Annotated in this window: 20 protein-coding genes and 1 tRNA gene; 12 read left to right on the top strand and 9 right to left on the bottom strand. The window is 52.0% G+C overall.

Going from position 1 to position 26,550, the window contains the following annotated elements; genetic code table 11:
- Positions 1-120 precede the first annotated feature (120 nt).
- The 4 genes from HY795_08285 to HY795_08300 form a co-directional block, all read right to left on the bottom strand.
- Positions 121-1,641 carry a glycosyltransferase family 39 protein gene (locus HY795_08285; protein ID MBI4805220.1) on the bottom strand — a complete coding sequence of 507 codons (1,521 nt, stop codon included), beginning with the start codon at positions 1,639-1,641 and terminating at the stop codon, positions 121-123.
- A gap of 307 nt (positions 1,642-1,948) precedes the next feature.
- Entirely contained in the window at positions 1,949-4,336 is a 2,388-nt protein-coding gene (locus tag HY795_08290; protein MBI4805221.1) for a glycosyltransferase family 39 protein, read from the bottom strand.
- Positions 4,337-4,428: 92 nt separating this feature from the next.
- On the bottom strand, positions 4,429-4,707 hold the full coding sequence (locus HY795_08295) for a transposase (protein MBI4805222.1): 279 nt from the start codon (positions 4,705-4,707) through the stop codon (positions 4,429-4,431).
- A 315-nt stretch (positions 4,708-5,022) separates the two neighbouring features.
- A complete protein-coding gene (locus HY795_08300; protein MBI4805223.1) occupies positions 5,023-5,904 on the bottom strand; it encodes a class I SAM-dependent methyltransferase in 882 nt (293 codons plus the stop codon).
- Between the two features lie 422 nt (positions 5,905-6,326).
- On the opposite strand from HY795_08300, the gene HY795_08305 reads away from it, so the two are divergent.
- The 5 genes from HY795_08305 to HY795_08325 all read left to right on the top strand — a co-directional run bounded on the left by HY795_08305 (position 6,327) and on the right by HY795_08325 (position 13,532).
- Entirely contained in the window at positions 6,327-6,455 is a 129-nt protein-coding gene (locus HY795_08305) for a transposase (GenBank protein ID MBI4805224.1), read from the top strand.
- Between the two features lie 269 nt (positions 6,456-6,724).
- On the top strand, positions 6,725-7,027 hold the full coding sequence (locus HY795_08310) for a hypothetical protein (protein ID MBI4805225.1): 303 nt from the start codon (positions 6,725-6,727) through the stop codon (positions 7,025-7,027).
- Positions 7,028-8,518: 1,491 nt separating this feature from the next.
- Positions 8,519-10,177 carry a glycosyltransferase family 39 protein gene (locus HY795_08315; protein ID MBI4805226.1) on the top strand — a complete coding sequence of 553 codons (1,659 nt, stop codon included), beginning with the start codon at positions 8,519-8,521 and terminating at the stop codon, positions 10,175-10,177.
- Complete coding sequence (locus tag HY795_08320; protein MBI4805227.1) at positions 10,170-11,018, top strand: hypothetical protein; 849 nt, start codon at positions 10,170-10,172, stop codon at positions 11,016-11,018. The genes HY795_08315 and HY795_08320 overlap by 8 nt, the downstream gene beginning before the upstream one ends.
- A gap of 108 nt (positions 11,019-11,126) precedes the next feature.
- Positions 11,127-13,532, top strand: coding sequence for a glycosyltransferase family 39 protein (locus tag HY795_08325; GenBank protein ID MBI4805228.1), 2,406 nt, complete (start codon positions 11,127-11,129; stop codon positions 13,530-13,532).
- A gap of 286 nt (positions 13,533-13,818) precedes the next feature.
- Here the strand turns inward: HY795_08325 and HY795_08330 are convergent.
- Positions 13,819-13,905 (bottom strand) — tRNA-Leu (locus HY795_08330).
- 86 nt (positions 13,906-13,991) lie between these two features.
- Here HY795_08330 and HY795_08335 point away from each other — a divergent pair.
- The 4 genes from HY795_08335 (at position 13,992) to HY795_08350 (ending at position 17,085) form a co-directional block, all read left to right on the top strand.
- Positions 13,992-14,678, top strand: a complete 687-nt coding sequence (locus tag HY795_08335; GenBank protein ID MBI4805229.1) for a DUF554 domain-containing protein — start codon at positions 13,992-13,994, stop codon at positions 14,676-14,678.
- 18 nt (positions 14,679-14,696) lie between these two features.
- On the top strand, positions 14,697-15,050 hold the full coding sequence (locus HY795_08340; protein ID MBI4805230.1) for a hydrogenase maturation nickel metallochaperone HypA: 354 nt from the start codon (positions 14,697-14,699) through the stop codon (positions 15,048-15,050).
- Positions 15,051-15,052: 2 nt separating this feature from the next.
- Positions 15,053-15,709: a hydrogenase nickel incorporation protein HypB gene (gene hypB, locus HY795_08345; GenBank protein ID MBI4805231.1), complete on the top strand. Its 657-nt coding sequence runs from the start codon at positions 15,053-15,055 to the stop codon at positions 15,707-15,709.
- 254 nt (positions 15,710-15,963) lie between these two features.
- Complete coding sequence (locus HY795_08350) at positions 15,964-17,085, top strand: NADH:flavin oxidoreductase (GenBank protein ID MBI4805232.1); 1,122 nt, start codon at positions 15,964-15,966, stop codon at positions 17,083-17,085.
- Between the two features lie 77 nt (positions 17,086-17,162).
- Here HY795_08350 and HY795_08355 read toward each other — a convergent pair whose 3' ends face one another.
- Both HY795_08355 and alr read right to left on the bottom strand, forming a co-directional pair.
- Positions 17,163-17,426 carry a hypothetical protein gene (locus HY795_08355; GenBank protein MBI4805233.1) on the bottom strand — a complete coding sequence of 88 codons (264 nt, stop codon included), beginning with the start codon at positions 17,424-17,426 and terminating at the stop codon, positions 17,163-17,165.
- 241 nt (positions 17,427-17,667) lie between these two features.
- On the bottom strand, positions 17,668-18,792 hold the full coding sequence (gene alr, locus HY795_08360; GenBank protein ID MBI4805234.1) for an alanine racemase: 1,125 nt from the start codon (positions 18,790-18,792) through the stop codon (positions 17,668-17,670).
- A gap of 46 nt (positions 18,793-18,838) precedes the next feature.
- On the opposite strand from alr, the gene mutL reads away from it, so the two are divergent.
- Together mutL and HY795_08370 are read left to right on the top strand one after the other, a co-directional pair.
- Positions 18,839-20,908, top strand: a complete 2,070-nt coding sequence (gene mutL / locus HY795_08365) for a DNA mismatch repair endonuclease MutL (protein ID MBI4805235.1) — start codon at positions 18,839-18,841, stop codon at positions 20,906-20,908.
- Between the two features lie 146 nt (positions 20,909-21,054).
- The gene (locus HY795_08370; protein ID MBI4805236.1) at positions 21,055-21,402 is read left to right on the top strand and encodes a DsrE family protein; all 348 of its coding nucleotides are present in this window, start codon (positions 21,055-21,057) and stop codon (positions 21,400-21,402) included.
- Positions 21,403-21,950: 548 nt separating this feature from the next.
- Here HY795_08370 and HY795_08375 read toward each other — a convergent pair.
- Together HY795_08375 and rfaD are read right to left on the bottom strand one after the other, a co-directional pair.
- Positions 21,951-23,780, bottom strand: a complete 1,830-nt coding sequence (locus HY795_08375) for a glycosyltransferase family 39 protein (protein MBI4805237.1) — start codon at positions 23,778-23,780, stop codon at positions 21,951-21,953.
- Between the two features lie 54 nt (positions 23,781-23,834).
- Positions 23,835-24,806, bottom strand: coding sequence for an ADP-glyceromanno-heptose 6-epimerase (gene rfaD / locus HY795_08380; GenBank protein ID MBI4805238.1), 972 nt, complete (start codon positions 24,804-24,806; stop codon positions 23,835-23,837).
- A gap of 150 nt (positions 24,807-24,956) precedes the next feature.
- On the opposite strand from rfaD, the gene HY795_08385 reads away from it, so the two are divergent.
- A complete protein-coding gene (locus HY795_08385; protein ID MBI4805239.1) occupies positions 24,957-26,546 on the top strand; it encodes a phosphoenolpyruvate carboxykinase in 1,590 nt (529 codons plus the stop codon).
- Positions 26,547-26,550 lie beyond the last annotated feature (4 nt).

Consider the following 26,550-nt stretch of genomic DNA (forward strand, 5'->3'; position numbering starts at 1 on the left):
CATCTTCAAAAATACCTCGATGAATTCTGCTACCGATTCAACCGCCGTTTCTGGCCTGGGCAGGGCTTCGACCGCCTCTTGAGGGCCTGCTCCAGTGCCACCCCTGTCACCTATGCGGAGTTAAGGGGATAGCCACGTAAGACTTTGGATTCGGCTGAAAAATCCCAACCCCGCTTCGATCGTTCCCTCAAAAGGCAGTGTGGTCATACGGGCGATGGGATGATGATCGTACTTGTAGGTGTAGACCTTTGCATTGAGAGCATCGCCGGTCGATTCAGGAATGCCCTGTTTGGCAAGGAACGCCGCTTCGTCACCGCCCAAGGTCCCGAAATCGCGGAACGCGGAAATAAATCGCACCGTTACGTTTTTCTGTTCAGGCGCAATCTGCTGGTCACGCAATGGATTCGGCCTGACGTACTGGTCGAGATACCAGCTCACACCATTGGCAAATCCTGGGTTGGAGCAGACCGTGACCCCGCCGCCCGGGAGAGCTGTGGCCAGGTGCTTGGCCACGGGCTTGAACAGGGTCACGAACACGTTGTGCCGGTAGCTGTCGACCTCGTAGTAGCGGGCATACTCCTTGGAAAAGATGAACACCGTTCCGCAAATAACGATGGCTACGGCGATGGTTCTACGCCAAGGCGCCACGGCCAGGGCCGTGGCCATGAAAAATGCCAGGAACGGGGTGACGTAAGCCACATGCCACGGAGAGAAGTAGGCAGCCTTGCCAAGAGCAAAGACGTTCAACAGGGGAGCTGCCACAAGGATCAAACAAATGAGTGCAAGCCACGTGTTACGAACAAAGAGGATCGAAAAACCGGCCAGAGCGAGTCCGGCTGCGACCAGCCTTACCCAGACCGGTTCGAAAAAAAACGCGGCCAAACCCAGGTAGTTCACTATCAGATCAAACACTGTCCAACGCGAATACTGGGTATCCGAGAAGATGCTTCGCGATCCTGAACTGGGCAGGAAAAACCAGTAGAACACAGGCCAAGCCGTGAATACGGTCGCCAAACAAAACACAATAAAACGTTTCAGATCAAAACCCGGCCTGCGGGCAAGCAGACACAAAAGGAGAATAACGCCCTGCGCGAATACAATATGGAAGGTGAAATAATGCAGCCAGAAAAGCGTCGCGTTGACCACAGCCAGTAACGCGAGGTCTTTCCAGCGCCCTGATTGCGTTATCCTCACCAGAAGCCACAGGGCCCAAAGGACCAGCATCAACTGCAAGGCGTACGGCCGTATCTCGCGCGAGAGAAGGATGTGAAGGCCGCTAACGGCCAACACCGCAGATGCGATCAGTGCCGTCCCCTCGTCTGAAAAGACGCGCACGATGCGATAGAAGAAGTAGATGGAAATAATGCCTAGAACAACAGGAAGAAACCGCAGGGAGAAATCGCTGACACCAGCAGCCAGTGTGACTTTTGAGATGATATAAAACAGTGGAGGATGCATCTCCGCTGAACGACAGAAGTCAAATATATACGACAGGCTGTGGCTTGCAGTAAGCGGGACTAAAATCTCATCCCACCACAGGGAAGGCGTTTCCAGGTGGTACAGGCGAAGTGCGGCACCGCAGGCCAGAATGATCGCCAAAGCGGCTTTTGAGAGAGGTGAGGAACTTTCAGATGGTTGCATGAAGAGCTGACGTTAAATGTTGGTCCGGAAAGTTAGCTCACCACGAATGCCGGGTCAACGAGGTCAAACTTGCCTACCGCTGAGCGGTTATGTGAAGGGAGTATCGCACAGCAAACATTGCCCTCTGTACAAGGCGCAATGAGCCAAAGACAAAATAGCTGCGCACAGTATGCCACTGTGAGCCGCTATTCTATTTGTGACGGGAGGGGTACGAACCCCCAAGGCCTTGCGACCGGCGGATTTTGAGGCACGATCACAATGCGTATCTGTCACAAAAATCGTTTAGAATCGGTCTTTATGCATGAGATCATGGTTTGGCGGTTCCTGCTCCAAGCGGTTCAATCTCAAGCTTCGTGAAAGCCACAGTGTAGGGGGTAGAATCTGTATCGGACATGGACGAGTTGACATGGTTAATTTTTGAAAACTCAAACACAACTTCGTTGCGACCACCCAACCCGTCGAACTCAATCTCTCTCTGCTTTTGTCCATCATTCCAAGACTGGCGGGGTATGTCGACCGACTCGTCTAACACCTTGCCATTTATTAACACCCGGCATGACTGCCCAGCCATGAAATTCGTAAAGGCGTAACTCAAACGCACTCTTTGTGCCTCAGCCAACGGAAAGGATATTTCTGATCTTCCTCCCACCCCCCATCGCCAAGCGCGATTCCCATCCACTTCAACCCCATGCAGCCCGTTAAACTCATATTCCGGCGCTAGGCCCTGTGCGTCCATGACGTTCCCATTCACAGGCCGAGCAGAGATGAGAAGGCTTTTGAACCCTACCGTATCCAAGTTGGAGGTGGGATAACTGGGGGATATCTCCGCGCAGTAGAGTTTAAATCCAATGGTCATCAAGGAGAATGGTTTAACGCGCCGCAGAGTGACTGTACGTGGGATGTAACCTGCGTCAGGTCCGCCAGCAGTCGATGCCTCAGGGCCAGTATATGACATCAGGACCTGCGGTTCCTCATTATCGAACTGGCAGGTCATGACAAAACCATTGCCCCGGCCAAAATTTATATAATTGGCAGTGAGTGCGATGAGTAGATCATTTACCGGACCATCATTGGTGAAATGGTATTCAAAAGATGTCCAAGCATTATTAATGGTTGGGATTATGGAGTAGCCCCAATAGGGGCGGACCATAACATTATCCGCAGCGGCCACATGGCCATAAAAACTCCGAGGAGAGGAGCTGAGGCTCATGCTGAAGGGGGTGATCAAAGGGATTTCCCCCGAATTGTCCACTGACCAGGTTTCCAATACCCCATCAGGCAAAGGGAATGAGGCCGTTCTATGTGCGACGGGCTCGCCTGGACTAGGCTCTAACTCCATCAACCGTTCCTGATGGTCGATGTTTTGATTCTCCAATACACGAAGTGTGATGGGGGAACCATTGGATCGGATATGCTGCTCTTTTAAACCATTTACCAAGCTAAAAGAGTCGGCGTACCAGTTGATCAGGTCCACCACCGAAGTATCCACGAGGAACCCTCCGTCAGGAGGGAACTGGCTGGCAACAGCTTTTCCGGCACTGCGAAAGAAAGGATTACTGTCTTGGTAAAACGCACCCTGCTCAGATTTGAAAAAAATAGGAAGCATTATGACAGCCAGTACTATGGCCGCCAAAGGTTTAAAAGAGCCGGGTATCAGGGCGGCAACACCTGTTCCCACAAGTAAAGCGAGGAGTGGATAAAGTGAGAAGAGATGCCAATAGGTTAGGGAGAAAGATGAGCGTATCAGCAGCATGAAGATCAGGCTGGCTCCGAAATAGGATAAACTAAGCCAGAAAGATGCCCGTCGGTTGCGCCAGAGCCAAACCGTTCCCCATATCATTACACCAAGAACAGCCCAAAAGTGCCATGGATACGTAGCATAGTTCGCAAGTGGAATATTCTCACCGAGAAAAATACCGACAGCTGCACGCGTGTAGTTGGCCACTGCCTCAGGCAGGGTTGTGGACATACTATGTCCTTGCCGAGAGTACATGCAGTTAGCCAAAAAATAACCCCCAGGAGCCAAAAGCAGAAATACGTTTATGGCTAATGGTTTTATTGTTTGGATAATCCCTCTGCTTCGAACCAGGACAACAAGAGTGAAAGCCTGAAAAAAGAGTATTGGAATCAAAGCAGTATACACTGTAGCCAACATCAGACCTTGAAGTATGGCAAGCAAATAGAAGGTTTTATCATCTTTATTATCAACAAAACGATGCAAGAGTATAAGTCCGGCCATAAGAAACAGAGAGGCAAAAGCATACGGTCTGACTTCCCGTGAGATATATACATGCGCTGGGCTGAAAGTAAGATATACTGCAGCAAAAAGCCCTGCCTCCCTGGAAACCCAGAGAGAACCGACCTTGTACATCATGATGATACCAGCAAGCCCAAACACAACAGAAGGAACACGCAGAGCGAATTCAGATGTCCCCAATTGCAAAACCCCCTTTACCAAAATATGGTAAAGGGGGGGGTGCATTTCCTTAGTATTTATCCATTCAATTAAATAACCAACGGACTTGGAAGCCATCACAGGAACTATAGCTTCGTCGAACCATAACGCAGGCACCTCAAGATTATATAATCGTATAGCAGCAGCGCAAACAAGCACAACTAAAGCAGAAATAAAATGCTTATTACCTTTCTCATCCATTTCGAATATAGGCTGGCCCATATGTTTGTCTTTTTGCAAAATCTTATCCTTTAAACAAAAACATCCGTGAGTCCCCTACCAGAGATGGTATTTCTCAGGATCAATTTGACCTACCCTCAAAAAATGTATCACTAATTATGAGGGGCTACACTCAATCCTGTGTACAATGAACACTTCCCAAGGGGAGCATTCTGCCCTGAGGGGAAGATTCTAGCAGGAGTTGGTGGCGGACATTGCTCCAGTGAGCCGTGCGGCCTAATCATGTAATACTCTTTGCGCAACACTCCAAGAATAACTGAGCCTGCCGAAGTTGTAGAAAATCTCACAGTTAAACATCGGACCCGCATTTTTCCGTTGAAGCTTTCGCGGCAGGCGCTCTCCCAGGGGGAACCAAGTTTCATCTGCAGCATTTTGACCCCAACCCCGGTTAACCAACCCCTTCTGGTATAGGCTGTGATTCAGTTCCGTTGTCAGGCCGGAGATGATCCCGAGGCCCGCAGGGCTTCAGGCGGACAAATGAGCCATCGTTCAGCCAAGATCAGTTACGCTTAAGTTGTCATCGGAATCTTCACCTCTTCATGTCGCCAGTGCGCTCAGCCCTTTTTATGACTCACTGACCACCCTTCCCACGACAGCAGACATGCACCCGGCGGAAACCTTTACCGACCGTACTCACTCGCGGAGTGGAAATGGTTGAGGCCAGCGGCCCGTCCTATCTACCAAGGTCAACTACTGTCGGACATCTGGCCTATGAGCAACATCTCTCCACTTAATGGCATTGGGACAAGTACATCGCGAATTGCAGGAAACTCTAAGACAGGTGCAAAGACTCTATGCAAGAGCGGATATCGCTTCATGCTCGTACTCAATGAATCCAGTGAGAAATATAACGGCATTACCCCAGCGTGTACCACTTGGAATCCATGTTTATTAAAGAGCATTTCCAATGTTCTTCGTGAAAAATAATGCAGGTGCATACCTTGGTACCACCACCATCTTTTCTTTAACACCTTAGGAAGTAACGCCTCAACATCCCCTGTGTACACCACAAAACATCCATTAGGCTTCAATACTTTCGTAATTGCAGCCACAAGTGAATCAGGATCAGGGATGTGTTCGATAACACCGAGCATGGTGACAACATCAAACTGGGTGTTGCCAATTTCGTCCAAAGATGAATGTACACGATGCTTTTTGTCGCACTGGCTTCTTGACCACTTTGAAGGTTCAACTCCGTATGTCTTGAACTTTGAGGAAACGACATCTAACAGCAACCCGGTAGCGCACCCAATGTCCAATAAACTCCCGGAACTCTTCTGCTTGAGAATAATGTCAAAAACTTTCTTAAAACACGCTACGCGCTGTTTGCTTGTCGAGATGTACACTTCGTCCTGGCTTATCTCGTACGCATCGTCGATCATGGGCATAGGGTTGGTGTAGACATGCCCGCAAGTGTTACAGGATACAATTGCAAAAGTTTTACGTGTCTCTGCCGTAAAGTCGTATTCAACTGCAGGAATAGCATCTCCCAGTTCATCGTCGTAGAGAGGTGTGTATTTCTGTGAACCGCAGATACAACAACTTACTGAGTATTTAGTGACACCCATCATAATTTCCCGACAGATATGTATGAGTTGGATTGTAAGGTCATCATCAAAAACCTGCTTCAGCGGCAAAGCTGCTCACGCAGTATATCCCAAGGCATCTTCGAAAGCAAACAGCGATTACCAATCCCAATATTTAAAGACCTCTTGGGGATTTCGCCGTGGGAGTGCCGGAGCTCCCTTTGCAGGGTAAAGCGGTTTAGTATGCCGCCGCCTACTAGCGCAGGCGCGGCCTTCTGGCCACCTTTTACTCGGGGTGTAAGAAACCTAACTACATAGTCTTGGCATAGGAGATGTGTTTTCCTTCAAAATCCTATTACACTTAGTGCGACTATCGTTGCCGACTGAGCAGGAAGCCATGGGATGGAGCCGAGAATCGAACAGTTCGCTAAGCTGGAGTCCTCAAGCGAGTAGGACGGTCTACGATGTCCAAGCGAAGGATGTTTTCTGCGGAGTTCAAGGCTATGGTAGTCCTGGAGGCCTCAAAATTCTTTTTAACCCTATCTGAACTAGCGAGCAAGTACGACGTACACCCCACGATGATTGCGTCCTGAAAGCGCCAAGCCAAGGACAGCATGGTATCGGCATTTTCCGGAAAGGCCGCTGCCATGTAAAAGGTTGGCGAGGCTGAGTTCGCGATCCGCACGCGAAGATCGCCCAACTGACCGTGTTTTTTTGGAGAGAGCCTTCGCTCGGCTGTGGGTCGGGGGAGGAGGCTTAGGTTGGACGAAACAGTTCACCCAAGACCCAGTATCTCTCGGCAATGCCGGATGCTCGGCTTACCCGGGTCGACGGACAACATCACCCCAAGGTAGAGAGCGCCATGTATCTTAAGCTGATGCGTCTCATTGATGCTCAGATTCTGGAGGCGCCCTTTTACGGCTCAAGGCAAATGCTGCTCTATTTCAAGACTCAGGGCGTCTGTTGGGCGTGGCCGAGTTCGACGTTTGGTGCGTTAGAAGGAGCTGACGGCGATATACCAGACACCACGAACCAGCGCCTCGCACCCTGCTCACCGGGCTACCTGTATTTCTTGCGAGGGATGCGGATTGATCGACTGAATCAAGTGTGGTGTGCAGACGTGCCGACGAAGTCGGTCTTGTACGTGGTGGCGATCATGGATTGACACAGCTAGGTTATGTTGTCCTGAGGGCTGCCCAGCACCATGGACACGGATTTCTGTGATTCGGCCTTGGAAGAGGCTTTGGATCGATTTGGAGCACCAGAAATCTTCAACACCGACCAGAGAGCGAAATTTTGCAACCAGGAATGTACTCAGGCACTTAAAAATGCAGGAGTGCCACTTCCATGGACGGCAAAGCGCTGGACGGACAACGTTTTCAGCGCACACCTGTGGCACTCGGAGAAGCGGGAATGCCTCTCACTGAGATAGCTTGAGGCCGGAAGCCAGACGCGGCGTGAGCTTGGGCACTGGGTCCACTTAACAACGAATAGGGACCGCATACCGCCTTTGACAAACAGCGGCCCATGGATGTCTAAGGGGAATGTTCAGGCTCCCAGAAGGCGGCATGACAATCAACCGGACTTTTGCTTAGAAACGCAGCCAACCTGTTCAACTTATAGGGACCACCTCATGGAGGAATACGGGGGCCTGTTGGGTGTACTATTGGCTCCGATCACCTGGGGGGGCCCAGGATTTCGGAGATGCATTCTGGCGCACATTGCAGATTCCCCAGGCTTCTGATTATATCGTGGTCACGGGCAAGCAGGTAAGTGTGCGGGATTGGGCTGTGAATCAATCGATATCACCGGGCTCAACCAGCAAGATCTCGTGCGCGAAGATGTCCCTGCTTGGCTACAAACGTTCCCCGCTTTTGGGGGATATTTCTTGTTTAATTGCCCTTACAGGCTGGCAGCCGCATGTCAGCTTCGACAAAATATTGAACATATGTTTGAAGAGAAGGACAACACTCTTGAACGCCCCGTACCTTGCTCCTTATTCCAACCTACAACTGGTATGGTAATGTTTCGCGTAGGCCAGGGGGATTGCCTACCTCGACGTCATTGCTCTGGACATTCCCCTTACAGCGTAACATGCATCCTTGCGATAACCACAAGGCAACTCACATAAACAAGCTGGCATTTCCTTTAACCATTTGAACCAGACCGTTTCGATGACACCTTCATCATTTACGTAATGGAGGATTCCGATGAGCAGTAAACTTATACCCTTCTCGAAGAAGTTCGGACACGTGCTAAAATTAGACAGTAATATAGTGTCATTCTGGCCAAACTCCAGAGGTGTAAGCCTTTACGTACTCAAGACTATCCACATCCTGACAAACAGGGTGAACAGTAGAAAAATTGCTTCACTCTGACGAATTCTTTTTCATCACCGGCAAGGCCCATGCCCGCAATCTTCTGAAACGAGCAGGGAGAAGCTCATTGACTTCCATCTCTACGGCCGAGATATTCTCGAACAAGTCGTCGCTGGCGGAACATACGATGTCACCAACTGACACCTCTTGCACTGTCAATGCTTATGTTGTCCTTAACGCTCGACAGCATTCCAGGGTTTTGATTGTGTTTGTACGACAACCCGCATCTCCACATGTGCTGCAGCAGATCGTATGTATCTTCGTCCAGAAGCCACAGTATGCGTAGTTATATTACTATATTTATAGTCTTAATCCTGGCTGCCACATTGCGTATTGCAGGGATAACGTGGGGTCTACCTTCTCCGGAGATGCCTCTCATTCTTCATCCCGATGAAAACCGTACGATTGGCGCCCTCGCAACGGTTAACATCGCCAAAGGGGAACTCACCCCTATCCTCGGACACATGGATGGAATGCTAGCCTATTACCTCTGGACCGGTGCATTGGGCGCTGCAAAGGCTGTGGGTTTGATTGACGTTTATGCATATCAAGCCAGCACCAATGGCGAACAGTACTCCAAAATGGTCTTGGTAAGCAGACTGCTTGTTGTTGCTTTCGACCTCGCAAGTATAGCACTGGTCTATGCCACATTGCGCCGATTGCGCGTTCGCCCGATCTTTGCCTCACTTGGCGCTGCAGTATTGGCTGTTGTCCCTATCGAGGTTGTTTATTCTCACTACATGCGTCCCCATATTATATCTAACTTCTTTGTAACATTAACTTTTTTTGTCACTGCTGTAATGCTGCAGTCATTGCGCATGCGTTGGAGAGCCCTTGCTGGGCTTGTGTGCGGTTTAGCTACTGCGACAATGTACCCCGCCATCTTAACCATGATTATCCCACTTTCAGCCATAACGTATGAGGAATTGATTCAAAAGCGAAAAAGCACTCTCTTTTCTAATGTAGCTGTGGGAGCAATTTTCAATAGGAACTTGGTAGCGTTCTTTATTGCTTTCTTTGTCGGTTTTTTTGTTGCAGACCCCATGCTATTTCTTGATATTCACACTGCACTAGGGCCATTGTCAATCCAATGGAGGGAAGCTGCGAATTTACAACAGACTAGTAGTGGCATTTTGTTTCAGCTTAATAAGATTTTAAGCTATATTGTGACATTGATCCCACGGGGAGCAGGCCCGTATCTTTGGATATTGCTTTACTTTTCCTTTCTTATGGCCTTTACCTTTAAGCGCCGCCTTGCCATTACAGTCGCGCTAAATATATTCGTTCTATGCGTACTTTTTCTTATGGGTGCATTTTATTTCCATCGTGCTGAATTTGTCCGAACGATAATAATGATCTTCCCTCCTTTGGCCGTACTGACCAGCTTATCTATGGACAACTTTTGGGGGAAATTAAAAACACTTCGGACAAAAATTGTGTTTGTTGGGATTCTATCCTTTTTTCTTGGTAGTTCGTTACTTTTCGACATTGCTTATGTTCGGGGCATGGCTGCTCCTGACCCAAGATACCAGTTATTAAGATACGTTAGAACGAAATCCCTTGATACTCAATTACGGATAGGGCTAGTTATTTCGAGTTGGATGAGTGAATATATAGCCGAGCCACTGCGTGTATTGGAAGCAGAAGGGAAGGTTGTTGTAACCCTCATATTTCCTGACACACCCAAAGAGGTCATAGAAAGGCAAGACCTACTTTGTCTCGTGGGCTTCATGACGGGGGATACAGCAACAAATCAAACGAAACTACGACAGCTTGAGGCTGAAGGTCGATTCCGGCTGGACCAAAGCTTTCGTAATCAGTTGTCTTTAGGGTGGTTAAGCTTCGACGACGAGGATTTGCCCCATGACATGGCATATCCTTACCCAAAAATAATCTTGTTACGATCCGCAACCCCTAGGATGTCTCAGGATGGATGAGGATATAGATTTCCGCCTGGCTATGGCAGCCCGCCTATGTCAATCCGCCGAATCAATGATCGCAGTTGATTTACGCCATGGAGTACAAGCACTGGACATGGTGATCAAGGAAATGAGTGTGCTTGCACGATTTTCTGTTGACCATCCCCTGCGCGCGTTGAGACGTTTGGAAGCCCTTCATGCCGCCCTATCCAGAGTCAAGTCAGACAGAAGTGCTGATATAGTGGCTCATAAAGCTATTTTGGTTATGTGGGAGGTTTTAAACATCGTTCGACAAGCCCGCCGGGATATACGATCGTTCGCGTTTTACTCAACAATGCAGAAGAAGAATCATGGTGTGGCCTACATACTTGCTACTGGGTTAGTAGTCGCGTTGATTTGGGCTGGAGGAGCATGGATGAAGTGGGATGCGGCCTCTGATATTGCGTATGATTTAATGCGCGACGATTTTCCTGATATTTCTTTGGTTGGAATACATGGTATTGAGCACAACGACGCTTTCTCCTGGCGGTGGATTGAAGGTCCAATCGCTTGCATGACAGTTTCCATGTCTTTGGCGCGGAAAGTGACTTTACGCTTTTCCGCCATGAACCCTATCCCCATGCAGCGTTTAACCATAACCCTGAATGACCGTCCAGTGGCCGCGTTCGAGGACCTTCCTGCCCAACCTTGGGGGGAATCCACTTTACAAGGCAGAGTGGAACTAGCGCTACAGAAAGGCTCAAATGTATTGTGTTTCAACTGCCGAGACTATAACCACAACAATACTACATTCGCACCGGACGACCCCACACCCTATGCGTTGGCGCTCACATCTCTAACCCTAACTGCCCGTCCATAGCACACTATTAAAGTGTGCTAATGTCTTGCAACGCACAATTTTGTATGACGTTATGCGTCTGATTGAAGCATTTCAGCTTCATATCAGCGCACAGCTCGGAGTCAACAGATGAATGTAAACAGACATATGTTCCTTTCTGATCGTGATGAAGATGTACAAACAAGAATAATTCTTTGTATAGTTCTTTCCGTTGCCGCAATCATAAGACTATATCATCTTGATACGTCCCCGCTGTGGTTCGATGAAATCTGGGCTCCATTGGTGCTCAACAAACCGACGGACTACATCTTACAGTACATCAATACGTTAGACAATGCTCCACCTTTTTTCTACATAATAACAAAAATTGTTACACTTTTTGGATCCTCAAGTTTTGTTCTTCGGCTACCCTCTGTAGTTTTTGGCGTACTTGCGGTATACTTGATGTATATAGTTGGCAAGCTGTGGGCTTCTAAAGAAGTTGGTATTTTTTCAGCCATTTCCCTCGCGATATTCCCAGCCCATATATATATATCAAGAGCTGCAAGACCTTACTCTTTTTGTATGTTCCTGGGATTGCTGTGCTTCATATATTTGAAACCTTTCATCCAATACAAAAAAAACATAGATTTCTACCGGATCGCCCTGCTTTTGAGTTTATTATTGTTTACGGTTTACACTTCAATTGTGTATATAATTTTTTTCAATATTGTGGCTCTCATTGTACTTGTACGTGACAGAGGCATCATTCATTCTCTAAGGCCAATTCTCATTGGCACAATCATAACGTTGGCACCAACAATTTATTTCCTTGTACACCGTGTATTTTATCCTTCTGCATTTAATCCGCAACTAGCATCATCATTGAATGACTTTGCCATTGCTTTTATAAGGCCGTTTATCGGGATTTTTTTTCTTAGTCTCGATCCAATCAGGGATGTTACCGCAACCCCCTGGGAATTTTCCTATCTTTGGCATTTCTGGATCACCGTGGCCCTGTTGTTCGCAGGGCTATTTTGGTTACTACGTTATAACCGACCCTTTTTCCTGCTTGGATTAACTCTGCTGGGAGCGACATTAGCATTCGTAGTACTCACGCGACTTCCCAACCTCCAATTCTGGCATTTTTTTACTCTTTACCCCATGATTGCTTTGCTGGCTGGCTCAGGCTTAGCGGCGGCATTACCAAAACGCTGGTGGCCTTGTGTAATGGTCGGGCTGCCTCTTATCTTTCTTTTTGTCTATATTGGCCCATTAGGGTGGCTTTTTTACCAAGTCAACAGCATTCAATTCCAATCGACAACACCTGAGGTCGGCAAAGCAATCGCATCGTTGGCATTTGATGATGGCGGAATAATGGTGGACGTTGCAAATGAGCCTATTTACAACTGGTATGCTGATCAGTTCAGCCTCATTAACCGTCTTAAATTGCAACGGTTCGATTCAGATAGCGGCAAAATTACTCTGAACGTAATCCAGAACTCACTAGATGAAAAAAGTTTCAATTTTTTTTCACGAGGATCAAATATACAAATAGCAAACACGCATATTGTTTCTGTTACGCCAATAGGAACGCATAGCATTTTCAAATGGACCGTGGGTAATTCCGGTGTTATTCCATTAAAATTTGGGAAAAATGTCACACTTGATGCTAACCCTCAAGATTTCTATGGTCATGTCCATTCAGCAGACAAGGTAATGGTAGACCCCGGCCATACCACCTTGGCCATCCCAACGGTCTATGACACTTGGACCCGTTTTGAATATTCCTTCAACAACGTTGAAACATTCAAAGATCTACTGATAAATTTATCAGCGCATTATGTAAATTCTGGCAATGGAAACTATTTTATTATGACCTACACCTTCGATGAAGAAGAAGAGCAAGTATTATTTTCTTCTGTAGGCCCAGAGCTTGGTGCCATTGAAAATATCGTGCGGCATGACCTCAGCTTTCACCGCTATAAGCCATTTACTAGATTAACGCTCCACTTTAACATATATTGCGCTCAAAAAACGCCTAGCCTTCTTCTTAGCGACCTGAGGACTGTGGGATTTAGAAAACTAGCATTTCTGGCTAAGCCTGTTAATGGAAACGTTATGAACCCCGACACTTTAGCACCGGAATACGAGTTAGAGGGATTACGAGGCGTGGAAAGAGATAATGACCGAACGTGGCGGTGGGGTGTTGACGGTAAGACATCAGTGTCATTCCCCCTATTTGGAGCACAACGGGTACGTCTTCGCTATGCTGTGAGAAATTTTTTACCTGAACAATCTTGTCGGGTGACAATTAATGGAAAGCACCTGGAGATGATTAAAGACATGCCCATACAGAGTTGGACCTCCATTCCGATATCACGAGAACTTGAATTTGATGCACCTGACGGTCGAAACATCATTACATTTGAATTCTCAAAAATTAACCACATAAATGCATCTATGTCTGACACAGACACAACACCCTATACAACGGCTTTCAGCACACTTGAAATCGAACCTCTCGGTACTGAGATAATACAGCCAGAGCTTTAATACAAATGGCTCCCAGTTCACGCCAAAGTTTAGTGGGTTTAAGCCGAGGGATACACAGAGACATGGACCATGGGGAAAAGACTCTTTGCTCGGTTGCCGGACTATTTGGGGAGAACACGATTCAAATTTCCTCTCTGGTTCGTGCCGTGGCTCTTCCCGCAGAATAAGAGGAAGGCCTACCAAACTATCCCCTCAGCACCGTGCACTTGAAGGGTAAGTGATGGGGAAATTCGAAGGGGACCGAGCCGCCCGTTTTTTAAGGCTACTCGATCCCCTTGATATTGCTTGGTACCGGGAGGGGGACTCGAACCCCCAAGGCCTTGCGACCGGCGGATTTTGAGTCCGCTGCGTCTACCAATTCCGCCATCCCGGCAAAAGGGTCCTCTTCCTAGGTCAACACAGCGTTTGTGTCAAGATTGGCTTGTGCTTACCACTGCAAGCTGGTAGCTCCAAGCCCCCATGGACATGCCTTTAGGTACCATCGCCAACTCGGCGGCAATCGTGATCGGGAGCCTCGTGGGGCTTCTGATGCATGGCCGTTTTCCAGAGAACGTCAAGAAAATCGTTTTCCAGGGTCTTGGCCTCTCGGTCCTGCTCATCGGCCTGCAAATGGCGCTCAAGATGGACAGGCCTCTACTTGTAGTTTTCAGCATGGTTCTGGGAGGCATCTGCGGGGAACTCCTGCACATCGAGGACCGCCTCGAATCCCTTGGAGACCGCATCAAGGTTCTGGCCCGGTCCCGAAATGCGCTTTTCACCGACGGCCTAGTCTCGGCTTCGCTCATCTATTGCGTGGGGTCCATGGCCATCCTGGGGTCCTTGGACGACGGACTGCGAAACGACCCGACAATTCTCTTCACCAAGGCCACCCTGGACGGTTTCGCCTCCATCCCGCTGGCTTCCACCTACGGGGTTGGAGTGATGCTTTCGGCTGTGCCGGTGTTCCTCTACCAGGGAGCCATCACCTTGGCGGCAGGTTCCATCCGCGAGGTGGTCACTCCGGTGCTTCTCAACCAGATAACGGCCACCGGAGGCCTGCTCATCGTCTCCATCGGGATAAACCTCCTGGGGTTCGCCCGCATCAGGGTCGGCAATTTTCTGCCCGCCCTTGTGGCGGCCGCGCTCTTGAGTTTCACACCCATTTAGGCCACAACCGGGACCGCCATGCACGAAATGTCCATTGCCCAGTCCATCCTGGATATCATCAAGCAGGAAATGGAAAAAAACGATCTGACCAAGCTCATCAGGGTCAAGATCAAGTTCGGCAGACTCACCAATACCGTGCCCGAAGCTCTAGAAACCGGGTTCATGGCCCTCACGGTTCAAACTCCGTTGGAGTCCGCCGTGTTTGAGTTGGAAGAGATTCAGGCCCGTTACAAGTGTTTCAAGTGCGGCAAGGAGTTTTCGCCCGAAGGCACCAACCGTCTCCTGGTCCCCTGCCCCTATTGCGGCGAGGATTTGGGACACGAGGTGCTGGCCGGCAAGGAACTTTTCATCGACTACATCGAGGCGGAGTGAGCATGAAAGTATCCGTTATCCGCAATGTCCTGGAAGCCAACGACAGGCTTGCCCAGGAATTGAAAGACCTTTTCGCCGAGCGCGGCATCTTGGCGCTCAACCTGATGAGCTCGCCCGGCGCCGGCAAGACCAGTCTGCTTGAGCGCACCCTGGCCGACCTGGCCGGCGAATTCAAGATGGCGGTCATCGAGGGCGATCTGCAGACCGACAACGACGCCCGCCGCGTGGCCGCCACCGGAGCCCAGGCCGTACAGATCAACACCGAAGGCGGCTGCCACCTGAACAGCTCCATGATCCTGGAAGCCCTAAAGCAGCTGGATATGGACGGCCTGGACATCCTGTTCATCGAGAACGTGGGTAACCTGGTGTGCCCAGCCGAGTTCGACGTGGGCGAGGACTGCAAGGTGACGCTTCTGTCGGTTACCGAGGGTGATGACAAACCCGAGAAGTACCCGCTGATGTTCAATCTGAGCGAGGCTTCACTCCTTAATAAAGTGGACCTGCTGCCCTACGTCGATTTCGACATGAACCGGGCCAAGGGGTTCATGCGGGCCCTCAACAAGGATATCCTCATCTTTGATGTCTCCTGCAAGAGTCGGGAGGGATTGGATGGATGGTATGACTGGCTGAGAAAGAAACGGGCGACGAAAAAGAACTAAAACCAAGCGTGTTCCACGGCGATATTAGAAATTCGTAGTGGAAACCAAAATGCGATGCCAGGGTGGGGTTTATACTCCGCCCTTTCTCTTTCTTTCAAACATGTCGGCCCATCACGTTCGTTAGCAACACACAGAATATGTGTCTTCACTACGTATGCTGTGCTAAGAAAGATCCATCGAGACGCTACCAGGGTGAAAACCCGTTTATTGTTCCTGGCCAAGTCTCTCGCAGCATCATTTTTTGGAGGGTTCGCATGTCCGACCTGTTCGACACCACCACCATAAACGGAATGACCCTCCCCAACCGCTTCGTGCGCTCCGCCACCTGGGAAGGCCTGGCCGGGGACGACGGTTCCGTCACTCCCAGGCTGTGCGAGACCATGGCCGAACTGGCCCGGGGTGAGGTGGGGCTCATTATAAGCGGCCACGCCTATGTGAGCCCTGAGGGTCAGGCCGGACTGAAGCAGCTCGGAGCCCACAGCGACGCTATGACCCAGGGCCTCGCGGCCATGGCCAAGGCTGTTCACGACGCCGGAGGCAAGATCGCCCTGCAACTGGCCCATGCTGGCAACCAGGCGAACGTTTCGCTCTCCGGTCTGGCGGCGGTAGGCCCGAGCAACCTTGAAAACGAAGGGCTGCCCGCCTGCAAGGCTCTGGACCACTCTGGAATCGCTCAACTGGTTAAAGCCTTTGTACGAGCCGCGGAGCGCGGGAAGCAGGCCGGTTTCGATGCGGTGCAGCTTCACGCCGCCCATGGCTATCTTCTGAGCCAGTTTCTCTCCCCGGCCTGGAACAAGCGGACCGACGAATACGGCGGTTCGCTGGAGAACCGCGCCCGGTTCCTCCTGGATGTGGTGAAGGCCGTGCGCAAAGCAATAGGACCGAACTACCCGGTGCTGGTGAAGATCAATTCCGGGGATTTCGTGGAGAACGGACTGACCAGCGAGGACGCGGCCGCCATGGCCGTCATGCTTGAGAAGGCCTCGGTGGACGCGTTGGAGCTCTCGGGCGGGTGCAGGCCTGCGGGCGAGGCCTTCATGCCCGCGCGCAAGGGCAAGATAAAATCAAAGGACCAGGAAGCCTACTACCGGCAGGCTGCCGCAATGTGCAAACGCGGCTTGAGCATCCCGCTCATGCTGGTGGGAGGCATCCGCTCCTACGAAGTGGCGAAGGACTTGGTTCAGTCCGGCACTGCCGACTACATCTCGCTCTGCCGTCCACTCATCTGCGAGCCGGGTCTGGTGAAGCGCTGGCGCGAGGGCGACCGACGCCCGGCCGAGTGCGTGTCGGATAACGCCTGCTACGGGCCCGGCTTTGCTGGGGAAGGCATCCGGTGCGTGACCTACGAGAAGAAGCGCGGCCACGCCCAAGGGTAAAGAGATAGTCCCCAAGCCGCGTATCCCTTCAAAAAAGCAAGGCCCGGGCGAGCATCTCCCGGGCTTCCTTAGACACCTTATTTCCAGCCGGACTCTTTCTCACAGTCGGCCATTTCCTTGGGATGTGACTTCTCCCACTGGGAGATGGATTGGGTCTCGCTATTGTCCATCTTGTTGTTCATGCAAGTGCAATACTTGGTTACAACATCGATAGAGACCTTGGCGTCCTGATTGTCCTGTATGCACTTGGCAACCCACTTGGCATCGTCGGTTCCGGCCAAGGCCAAACCGGAAATCATGAGAGAAAGGGCCAAGCCCAGGGCTATACCAGTACGTTTCATGGTGAATGCTCCTTCGGGTTCATGGTTAATTGGAAAGATTACTGAAAACCTGCTTCCTTCAACCATATCAGCCCAAAAAAGCATTGAGTCAATATACTAATCCGAAATAGTCTGGTTTACGCCGAGTGCCCTTAAACGCTAACCCCAGCTATATGAATAGTCTGACTTACTGCGTACTTCGGCCGTTCTTCTCGTAGGCGTTCCGCAGGCTCAGTCTTCCAGCATCATTTTGCCTGATGCTTTAGATATATTCCCGTTTGTTTAGCCCAAGCAAGCAGAACACCTCGTAGGTGATGGTCCCCCACCACCCGGCCAGATCCTCCGGCGTGATCCGTCCCGCTCCCTCTCCACCCAGGAGCCAGATGTCCTCGCCAGGGCGAACGTCTTCTAAGCCGGTCACGTCCACGGCGCACATCTGCATGCACACCCGACCCAGTACCGGCACCCTTCTCCCCTTCAAGCACATCCAGGCCTTTCCGGAAAGCCCCCGGCTGTAGGCGTCGGCATACCCGGCCGCCACTATGGCCACTCGCATGTCCTTTTCGGCCGTGTAGGTACAGCCGTAGCTTATGGTCTGCCCGGCTTTCAGAGGATGCACGGACAATATCTTGGTCTTCACGCTCATGGCCGGCTTGAGCTCGCTACCGAGCCCCTCCCGGGAGGTTCCGGCAAACGGGCTGCATCCGTACAGGGCTATTCCGGCGCGCTGGTTGTCCAGGTGCAGGTCCGGGTGCCCCAGAATGGCCGCTGAGTTGGCGATATTGGCCTTGTGCGGCAGACCATGAGTTTCCAGTTCACGCCTTATGGCCGCGAATTCCTGGCCCTGCTCCTTGACGTACGCAAGGGCGTCGGGCTCGTCAGCCGTGGCCAGATGCGAGCTGACGTACTCCAGGCGCACGCTCTTTATGGCCTTCAGCCTGTCGGCCACAGCCGGCACGTCTGCCAAAGTGAAGCCCAGGCGGCGCATGCCCGTGTCGAACTTGAGCGCAATGGGCAGCACCTCGGCCTGCCCTTTGGCAAACTCCGCAAGTCTGTCCAGCTGTTCGAAGCTGTGGAAGAAGGCGATGACGCCAGCATCCCAGAGGGCCTGGTATTCGTGATCCTCCACGGGCCCGAGCAGGGCGATCACCCTGCGCGCATGCCCGGACGCCCTCAGGGCAACGGCCTCTTCCACGGTCCCCACGGCGAAGGTCTCCACTCCCGCCTGGGCCGAAAGCACCTGGGCCACCTGGGAGAGGCCGTGGCCGTAGGCATCGGACTTGATCACCGGGATAACCGCACCGGACGCGGCGTTCAGTATATTAAAATTGTGTACGATATTGGCCAGTTCGATGATCGCCGTCACTTTATTATACGCAATGCTCATGCCTGCTCCGTTGCCTGGAGTTTCGCGTTCGGGTAGTCTGGGCTCAATGAATTCCTACCAGACCATTCGGGTGCTGCCGCCGCACCTTCAGAATCAGATCGCCGCCGGAGAGGTGGTAGAGCGGCCGTCGAGCGTCGTCAAGGAACTGTTGGAGAACAGCCTGGATTCCGGCGCGGACCGGGTGCAGATTTCCCTGGACGGTGGCGGGCTCGGACTCATCCTGATCCAGGACAATGGCCGGGGCATGGATCCTGCCGAACTCCGGCTGGCGCTTACCCGGCACGCGACCAGCAAGATCTCCGCCGTGGAAGACCTGGAGTCCATCGCCACTTTCGGCTTCCGGGGAGAGGCTCTGCCCTCCATAGCCTCGGTGTCACGCATGCGTTTGACCTCCCGAAGCCAGGACAGCCCGGACGCCCACTATCTGGACATCCATTTCGGGGATTTCCGCGAGGAAGGACCGGCGGCCATGGTCCAGGGCACCCGCATCGAGGTGCGCGACCTCTTCGCCAACGTGCCCGCCAGGCTCAAGTTCATGAAAACCCAGGCCACCGAGGTGCGCCGCTGCCAGGAGGTCCTGGAGCGCATGGCCCTGGCCCGGCTGGACGTGGCCTTCAAGCTCTCCATCGGGGAGCGGGCCGTGCTGCGGTTCGTCACCGGGCAGGACCTGCTGGCCAGGCTCGGAGTGGTGTGGCCTCCGGCCGTGGTCCAGGCTCTCACCCCGGTAGAAAACGAGATGCACGGCTGCAAGGTGACAGGCTTCGCGGGCTTGCCCCACGTTGGCCAGGCCCGTCCTGACCGGATGCTCTTCTACGTGAACTCACGCCCAGTCCAGGACCGGGTGCTCCTGCGGGCGGTGCGCGACGCCTACAAGGGACGGATGCTTTCCCGCGAATACCCGGTATCCGTACTCTTTATCACCACCGGGCCGGGCGAGGTGGACGTAAACGTCCATCCGGCCAAGACCGAGGTCCGCTTCCGGGACGAAAAGCTCCTGTTTTCCCTGGTGCGCACCGCCGTTGCCAGGGCCCTGGATCTGGGCTCGCCCTCGGCCACTATGACCAGCGTGCTGGACCACAAGGCCCCTCCCCTGCGCAATGAACTGCACCCTGGCCCCAAATACGCCACCTACCAGGACTACCTGACGGAAGTTGCCCAGGCTGGTACAGAATCCGACCCGCCATCGCGCGAACCAGGGGACAGTGGTCTCCACACCGGGGATTCCAGCCATTTCCCGTCATTCAGGACACGCGGTGCCGATGCGGATCGAACCGGCGATCCCTCCGCGCACGGCGGCCTTGAAGCCATGGATGATGTGCCGGCCTTCATGCGCAGGGGCGCAGCCGGATTCCCCAGAGGAGAAGCGGCACCCGGGACTGATGCTGACAGTCCTGGGCTCTACCGGCGAGACGCGAGGGACCACTGCGTTTCCCCGGGAGCGGCAAGGGGCCAAAACTCTCACAGCAACGAGGAGTTTCGCCTACCGTCCGCCCTGCATGATTCCGGCACGGCCTACGGCGGGGGTTACGGAACAGAGCCCAAGCCCCCGGTTCCTGCCCGGGCTGGACGCGGAATTGAATACCTGGGGCAGGTGGCGGGCACTTACTTGGTGTTGCGACTGGCCGGGCAGGGTCTGGCTCTCCTGGACCAGCACGCCGCCCACGAGCGGGTGCTCTACGAGAAGATGCGCGCCGCCCACAGCAAGGGGCAGAGCCAGCCTCTTGGAATCCCTTTCGAGATAAGCCTGCACCCGGCCGAGCAGAAGAAACTGGCCAAGCTCTGGCCGGACCTGACCAACCTCGGCTTTCAGCTGCAATCTTCCAGGCCTACGGTGGTGACCGTGCGCGGCATACCGCCGATCCTCTCCACGGGACAAGCCAAGGAATTCCTGCGTGAGGCGTTGACCGGACAGGCCAAGGGAATGGAAGACCTGTGGGCGGTTATGAGCTGCAAGGCGGCCATAAAGGCCGGAGACAGGCTGGCCGAGGACGAGGCCCTGGCCCTGGTGGAGTCCTGGAGCAAAGCCAAGGACCGCGACTATTGCCCGCACGGCAGGCCGGTGGTGGTCAGCTGGGACAAGAAGGAACTGGAGAAGCTCTTCAAGCGCAGAAAATAGGCGCGCCGCATATTTGCGAGAACGGGCATTCGCCTCTGCCGGCCTTTGCTCTCTAGCCGCCCTCATCTGAATTCAGACGTATTTCCAACCAAACATCATAACGGGACAACGCAAAAGCCCTCCGGCATCACGGAGAGAGGAAATCCATGAATTACGATCTACTGCTGCACATGGACATGGAAAGCCAGGAAACCATGGATATCGCCCTGGGCAACATCGAGAACTACATGCTGGCCCTGCCGGATGAAACCTTTCAGATCGTGCTCGTGGCCAATGGCCCGGCCGTGAAGCTCTTCAAAAAGGCGAACTTCAGCGCTGCCATGGCCGTGACCCGGCTTCACGAAAAGGGTGCCAAATTCAAGCTCTGCGCCAATTCCCTGAAGAAATTCGCCATACCCGCCGAGGAGATTATCGAGGGCTGCGAGGCGATCCAGGCCGGCATCGTTGCGATTGTCCGGATGCAGCGGGAGGGATTTGCCTACGTGAGGCCGTAACAGAAGAAGAAAACATGCACGTGGGCGGAAGTGACTCACCTGATTACGCTTCCAACCATATTTACTTTTCTAAACACGACAAGGCTAACTTTGAAAACTCTACCCGCTTGCGCCCAAGTACATACTCGTGTTCGGGTCCTGTTTTCTCTGAGTTCAGATATGCAATCTTTAAGATATTGATGCCAGGCCTGAGACTCACCACGTAAGAATCATCGACACACTCACCGGACTTCTGGGCTGAATCGAACCGATAGGTATGAACATCAATAAAATTCATGGAAATCCCTACCATTTGTCCAGGAACACGATTAATGAATGAGACAGCTAAATTTACTTTAGCATGCTTCTTTGATTCAAGAACTATCAACGATATGGGAAATTCTCCCGTGCGAACAAGCTTTGTTTCATTGTTTAGTAGTTTTATATCACCAAAACCATAATCGTGGATCACAGGGTTCGAACTGATATTTAGCAGAATATCGACATTTAAAGCACATCTGTCACCGTAGCATGAACTGGAAAAAAGAACAAATGCCACCAGGAACAATTTATTTATCACTTCTATACCCGCCAAAATACAGCGTCATGTCTTTTACACACACAGTCTGGAGATTTCCACCTGGGAATCGAGGAGAATCTTTGGCGCATTCCATCTCAACCATGATATCCAACGTGGAAAATGAACGGTCAAACACCAGATACAAAGGGACTACCTCTTTATAAGCATCATACCCTGCAGAGTACAGCAGTTTTTGTTCTCCACTATCCACTTTCGAATACACATTCAGCCTGCTCCCCCGACTTTTCACTTCATATCGTAACAATACGCAGACGATATATGGATATCTTTCATGAGAAGGTTGTACCCTGTATTCGAAAAACGCCTTGCCCTCATTGATAGTTGGAATAACCCTGCTGCCAGATGAGACATCCAGCTGAACATACTCAGACATTCTTACTGTTGAATAGAAACCTACAGGATCAAGCTTAATCTTTATTGTTTCCGGATATCCGAAAAGATCAATAACGGGATGTCGCTTCAGACGAACTCTCGACATGCCCCCTTCAAGAAGCTCAACGCGTTCACCACCAAAAGCACGATCAGCACACCCCTTGTCACCACATATAACATCCAAGGAATCGCTATCGCTTGACACCGCTTGCCTCAAATAACCAGCTCGCTTTTCCTGAGGGATATATCTTTCGACAGCATGAAATTGCATCTGGTCACCAACAACAAACGAAAAGTTTTTTGTAAAAAGTGTGGACAGTACCTGTTCATACTGTTTTCCACCTTCACTTTCTGAAGAGTATAGTTGAACCCTTTCTTTGTATACCCGGGACACCCCCAATACGATTATTAAGCACGCGACGACATTCACCAACATCCTTCTTGACCTTAAAACAGAATCAATACAAACCGCACACACACAACTAAAAAAAACAATAAAGTACGAGTAATGCCATGGGTTAGAATAAGAGGAATAACGTGCTGCAACAAGAATAAATACAGGGATCAATGCATACATAGAGAAAAATATCGCTGCATCTTTATTTGTGCGAAATAAAACACAAATCCCACAAAACAACAGGCAAGCAGCAGCCAGTGAAAAAGCGTCTACACCATCACTCCATGAAGACACCAAACAAAGATTCTTGAGGACATTCAGCATGGTCCCCATGACTGTACCTGGAGAACCAGCTTCGGACATCCGAAAAAACAACAGAACGAGCGCAAGAATCCATGCGACAACAACAGATATGGAATTCCATTTGTATTTTTTAACTAATGCAGTTGAGCATCTCCAATCATAAGCCATAAAAATCATCATGGCGCACAGAACAAGAATTGCAGAATAGTGTATCAAGGGGAGAACACTTATGGATAGCAAAAACACTGATCCACGCTCCCCATACTTCCTAAAGGAGAAATAACCGTAAGTTGCCAGACAATAGAGCAGCACGAGTAGGCTATACGGTCGAACCTGACGGGACAATGATATAAAAAGCATATTGCTCGCAAGCAATGCCGCAGAGAGTAACCCCACATTTCCTGAACAAATAACGCTTCCGACACGATACATCATATAAATGCCAATCATTGCACACAACACTGAAAACGTTCTCAGGAAACCATCCGAGCTAGATATAATAGACCATAGTTTGATGATCAAATAAAATCCAGGAGGATGAAAGTCTGTGACCAAAGATCGTTCAATAATGTAACCTAAAGGGAATCGAGAAGTCAGAGGGACAAGAATTTCATCAAGCCACAAAGGTTTTAATCCGATCTGATAAAATGTTATACACCCAAATATAAAAAATATTAGAAATAATACAATCTTGCTGGATGGATCATGGTCTTCTTTGGTAATCATTTATCATCCACCACAGTACTTCTGGATACTTGTCATGATTATAGCTGTCACTGATTATAGAATGAGGTCGTCTGTAGCCAAATACCCGGTCACGTAGTCTTTCACCCCCTTTTCCAAGGAAGTGAACTGCTTGTCGTACCCTGCCGCCTGCAAACGCCCCATGGGGGCCTCGGTGAAATACTGGTATGTGTCCCGGATGGCCTCGGGCATGTCGATGTATTCTATCTTGGGGGTGAGGCCCATGGCCGAAAACACCGCCCCCACCAGGTCCTTGAAGCTCCTGGCTTTGCCGGAGCCCACATTGAACACCCCGTTCGCCCTGGGGTTTTCCAGAAGCCACACCACCACGTCGGCGCAGTCCTTCACGTACACGAAATCGCGCAGCTGCCCTCCGTCCGCATAGTCCGGGCGGTGCGACTTGAAGAGGCGGACTTTGCCCCCGGCCTTGATCTGTTCGAACGCCTTGCAGACCACGCTCTTCATATCCGCCTTGTGGTATTCGTTGGGTCCGAACACGTTGAAGAACTTGAGGCTCGCGATGGAATTCAGCCAGCCCTGACGCTTAGCCGCGAGATCGAAAAGGTGCTTCGAGTACCCGTACATGTTCATGGGTTTAAGCCCGTCCAGGCTTTCCATTCCGTCCTCGAACCCCTGGGCGCCGTCGCCGTAGGTGGCCGCGCTGGAGGCGTTTATGAACCGGATGGAGTTATCCAGACAGAAGCGGCACAGCTCCAAGCTGTAGCGGGTGTTATTGGCGTAGAGGTAGTCCGCGTCGCGTTCGGTGGTGGAGGAACAGGCCCCCATATGGATGATGGCCGTGGCCCCGAACGGGTTCTCCCCGGTTTCCACAAGGCGCAGGAACTCGGACTTGTGCATGTAGTCCGTGAAGCGCCTGCCCACCAGGTTTCGCCATTTCTCGCCCGTACCCAGGTTGTCCACCACCAGAATGTCTTCGCGGCCGAGCTCGTTGAGCTTCCAGATGATGGCGCTGCCCAGAAATCCGGCGCCGCCGGTGACGATAAGCATTTGGCCTCCCAGGCTTTGTGACGAATACCGCGCGTTTTAGCCGAACTAAGCCAGTGCGGCCCCGAATGCAACCGCGCTTTATCCTTGGCAGGAACTCGTGAAATGTTGTACAATGTCGAAGTCGCCGCAACCAACCCAGCGAGGCTCCACATGGCATTCTTCGAAGAATTCGATATCGCTCTCAAACAAATCTATTCCCAGGCTGTCGACGAGGAACGAATCATCCAGAATCCTGGCGCGGACAGGCTGCGCCGGATATGCCTGGAGGAACCCGAGGTCCGCCAGACCAGCTACGGCAGCATTGTGGCCAATACCGAGCCCATGTCCAGGGCCAAGCCGTTCACTACCAACAGCATCGACACCCAGTTCGGCCCGGAGGAATTCGCTCTGCTGGCCCAGGCCAAGGAGTTCCTGAACAAGACCCCGCTCATCTGCATGGACGTGCTGGTGCGCGAGGAAGACGGCCCCATCACCGCAAGGCTCCTGGTGCCGCGCCGCTTCGCCCACATCGCCTACGGCGGCCACAAGCTCTTCGGCCCCAGGGTGAACAACGTCACGGACCCCACCTACCAGGTGATCTTCTTTTACGACGAGGGCTGGGAAAAGAACGCGGACAAGCCACTCCCGGAAAAGGATATCACCATCAGGCTCGTCTACTCCCAGGATGGACGCATGATCAAGCTGGTGCGCAATTCCAGCTACCTGGGTGAGTGGAAGAAGGGTGTGTTCGCCGGCGAGGACTGGCGGGCGAAAATGGCGCGCGAGGGTATCTTCCTGCACGCCGGCTGCCGCCGGGACTGCCTGGAGATGGCCCACGGGGGCATGCAGACTCAGACGTCGCTCTTCGTGGCCCTTTCCGCCAACGGCAAGACCTCGCTCACCTGCCGGGTGATGGCCCGCAAGAACGGCGAGGAATCCTGGCTCATCCAGGATGACGGCGGCATATTGAAGCGCGACGGCTCCTTCCACGGCTTCGAAGCGGGCGGCATCTACGCCAAGACCGACGGCCTGACCCCCAGCGAGCAGATCGAGACCTACTACGGGGCGCTCAAGCCAGACGCCTACCTTGAGAATGTCCATGTGGACGAGAACGGCGACATGGACTTCTTCAACATCCAGCTCACTTCCAACGGTCGGGTGGTGGTGGAACGGCGCGACTTCATGCACGCCCACCGCTCCATCAAGGCCTCCGAAGTGGACAACCTGTTCATCATCACCCGCGGTCCCACCGTTCCCGCCGTGGCCAAGCTCTCGCCCTGGCAGGCCACGGCCTTCATGGTGCTGGGTCAGTCCATGGAGTCCTCGGCCGGAGACCCGACCCAGGCGGGCAAGATAAAGAACGTGTTTTTCTACGATCCGTTCCTGGCCGGAGACCGGGTGGAGCACGCCCACCTATTCCACGAGATACTCAAGTGGAACCCGCATATCGACTGCTACCTCCTGAACACCGGCGGCGTGGGCGAAGGCGACCACTACCGCAAGATCACCTTAAACGACACTGTGAACATCCTGGAGTCCATCCTTCGCGGCGACCTGGAGGACTGGGAGCCCAACGAGGCCACCGGCCTTACCATTCCCAGGGCCGTGAGCGGGGTGGAGTCCATTCTCATGCATCCGGAGAAGCTCTTCCCCAAAGGAGAGTTCGAGGAACGCCAGAAGGCGCTGTACGAAAAACGGCGTGAGATTCTGGAGTCCTACCAGGGCCTCGACAAGGCCATCGTGAACTCCATCAAGAAGTAGTACG

It is taken from the genome of Desulfovibrio sp. (genome assembly GCA_016208105.1).
Taxonomy (GTDB): Bacteria; Desulfobacterota; Desulfovibrionia; order Desulfovibrionales; family Desulfovibrionaceae; genus Fundidesulfovibrio.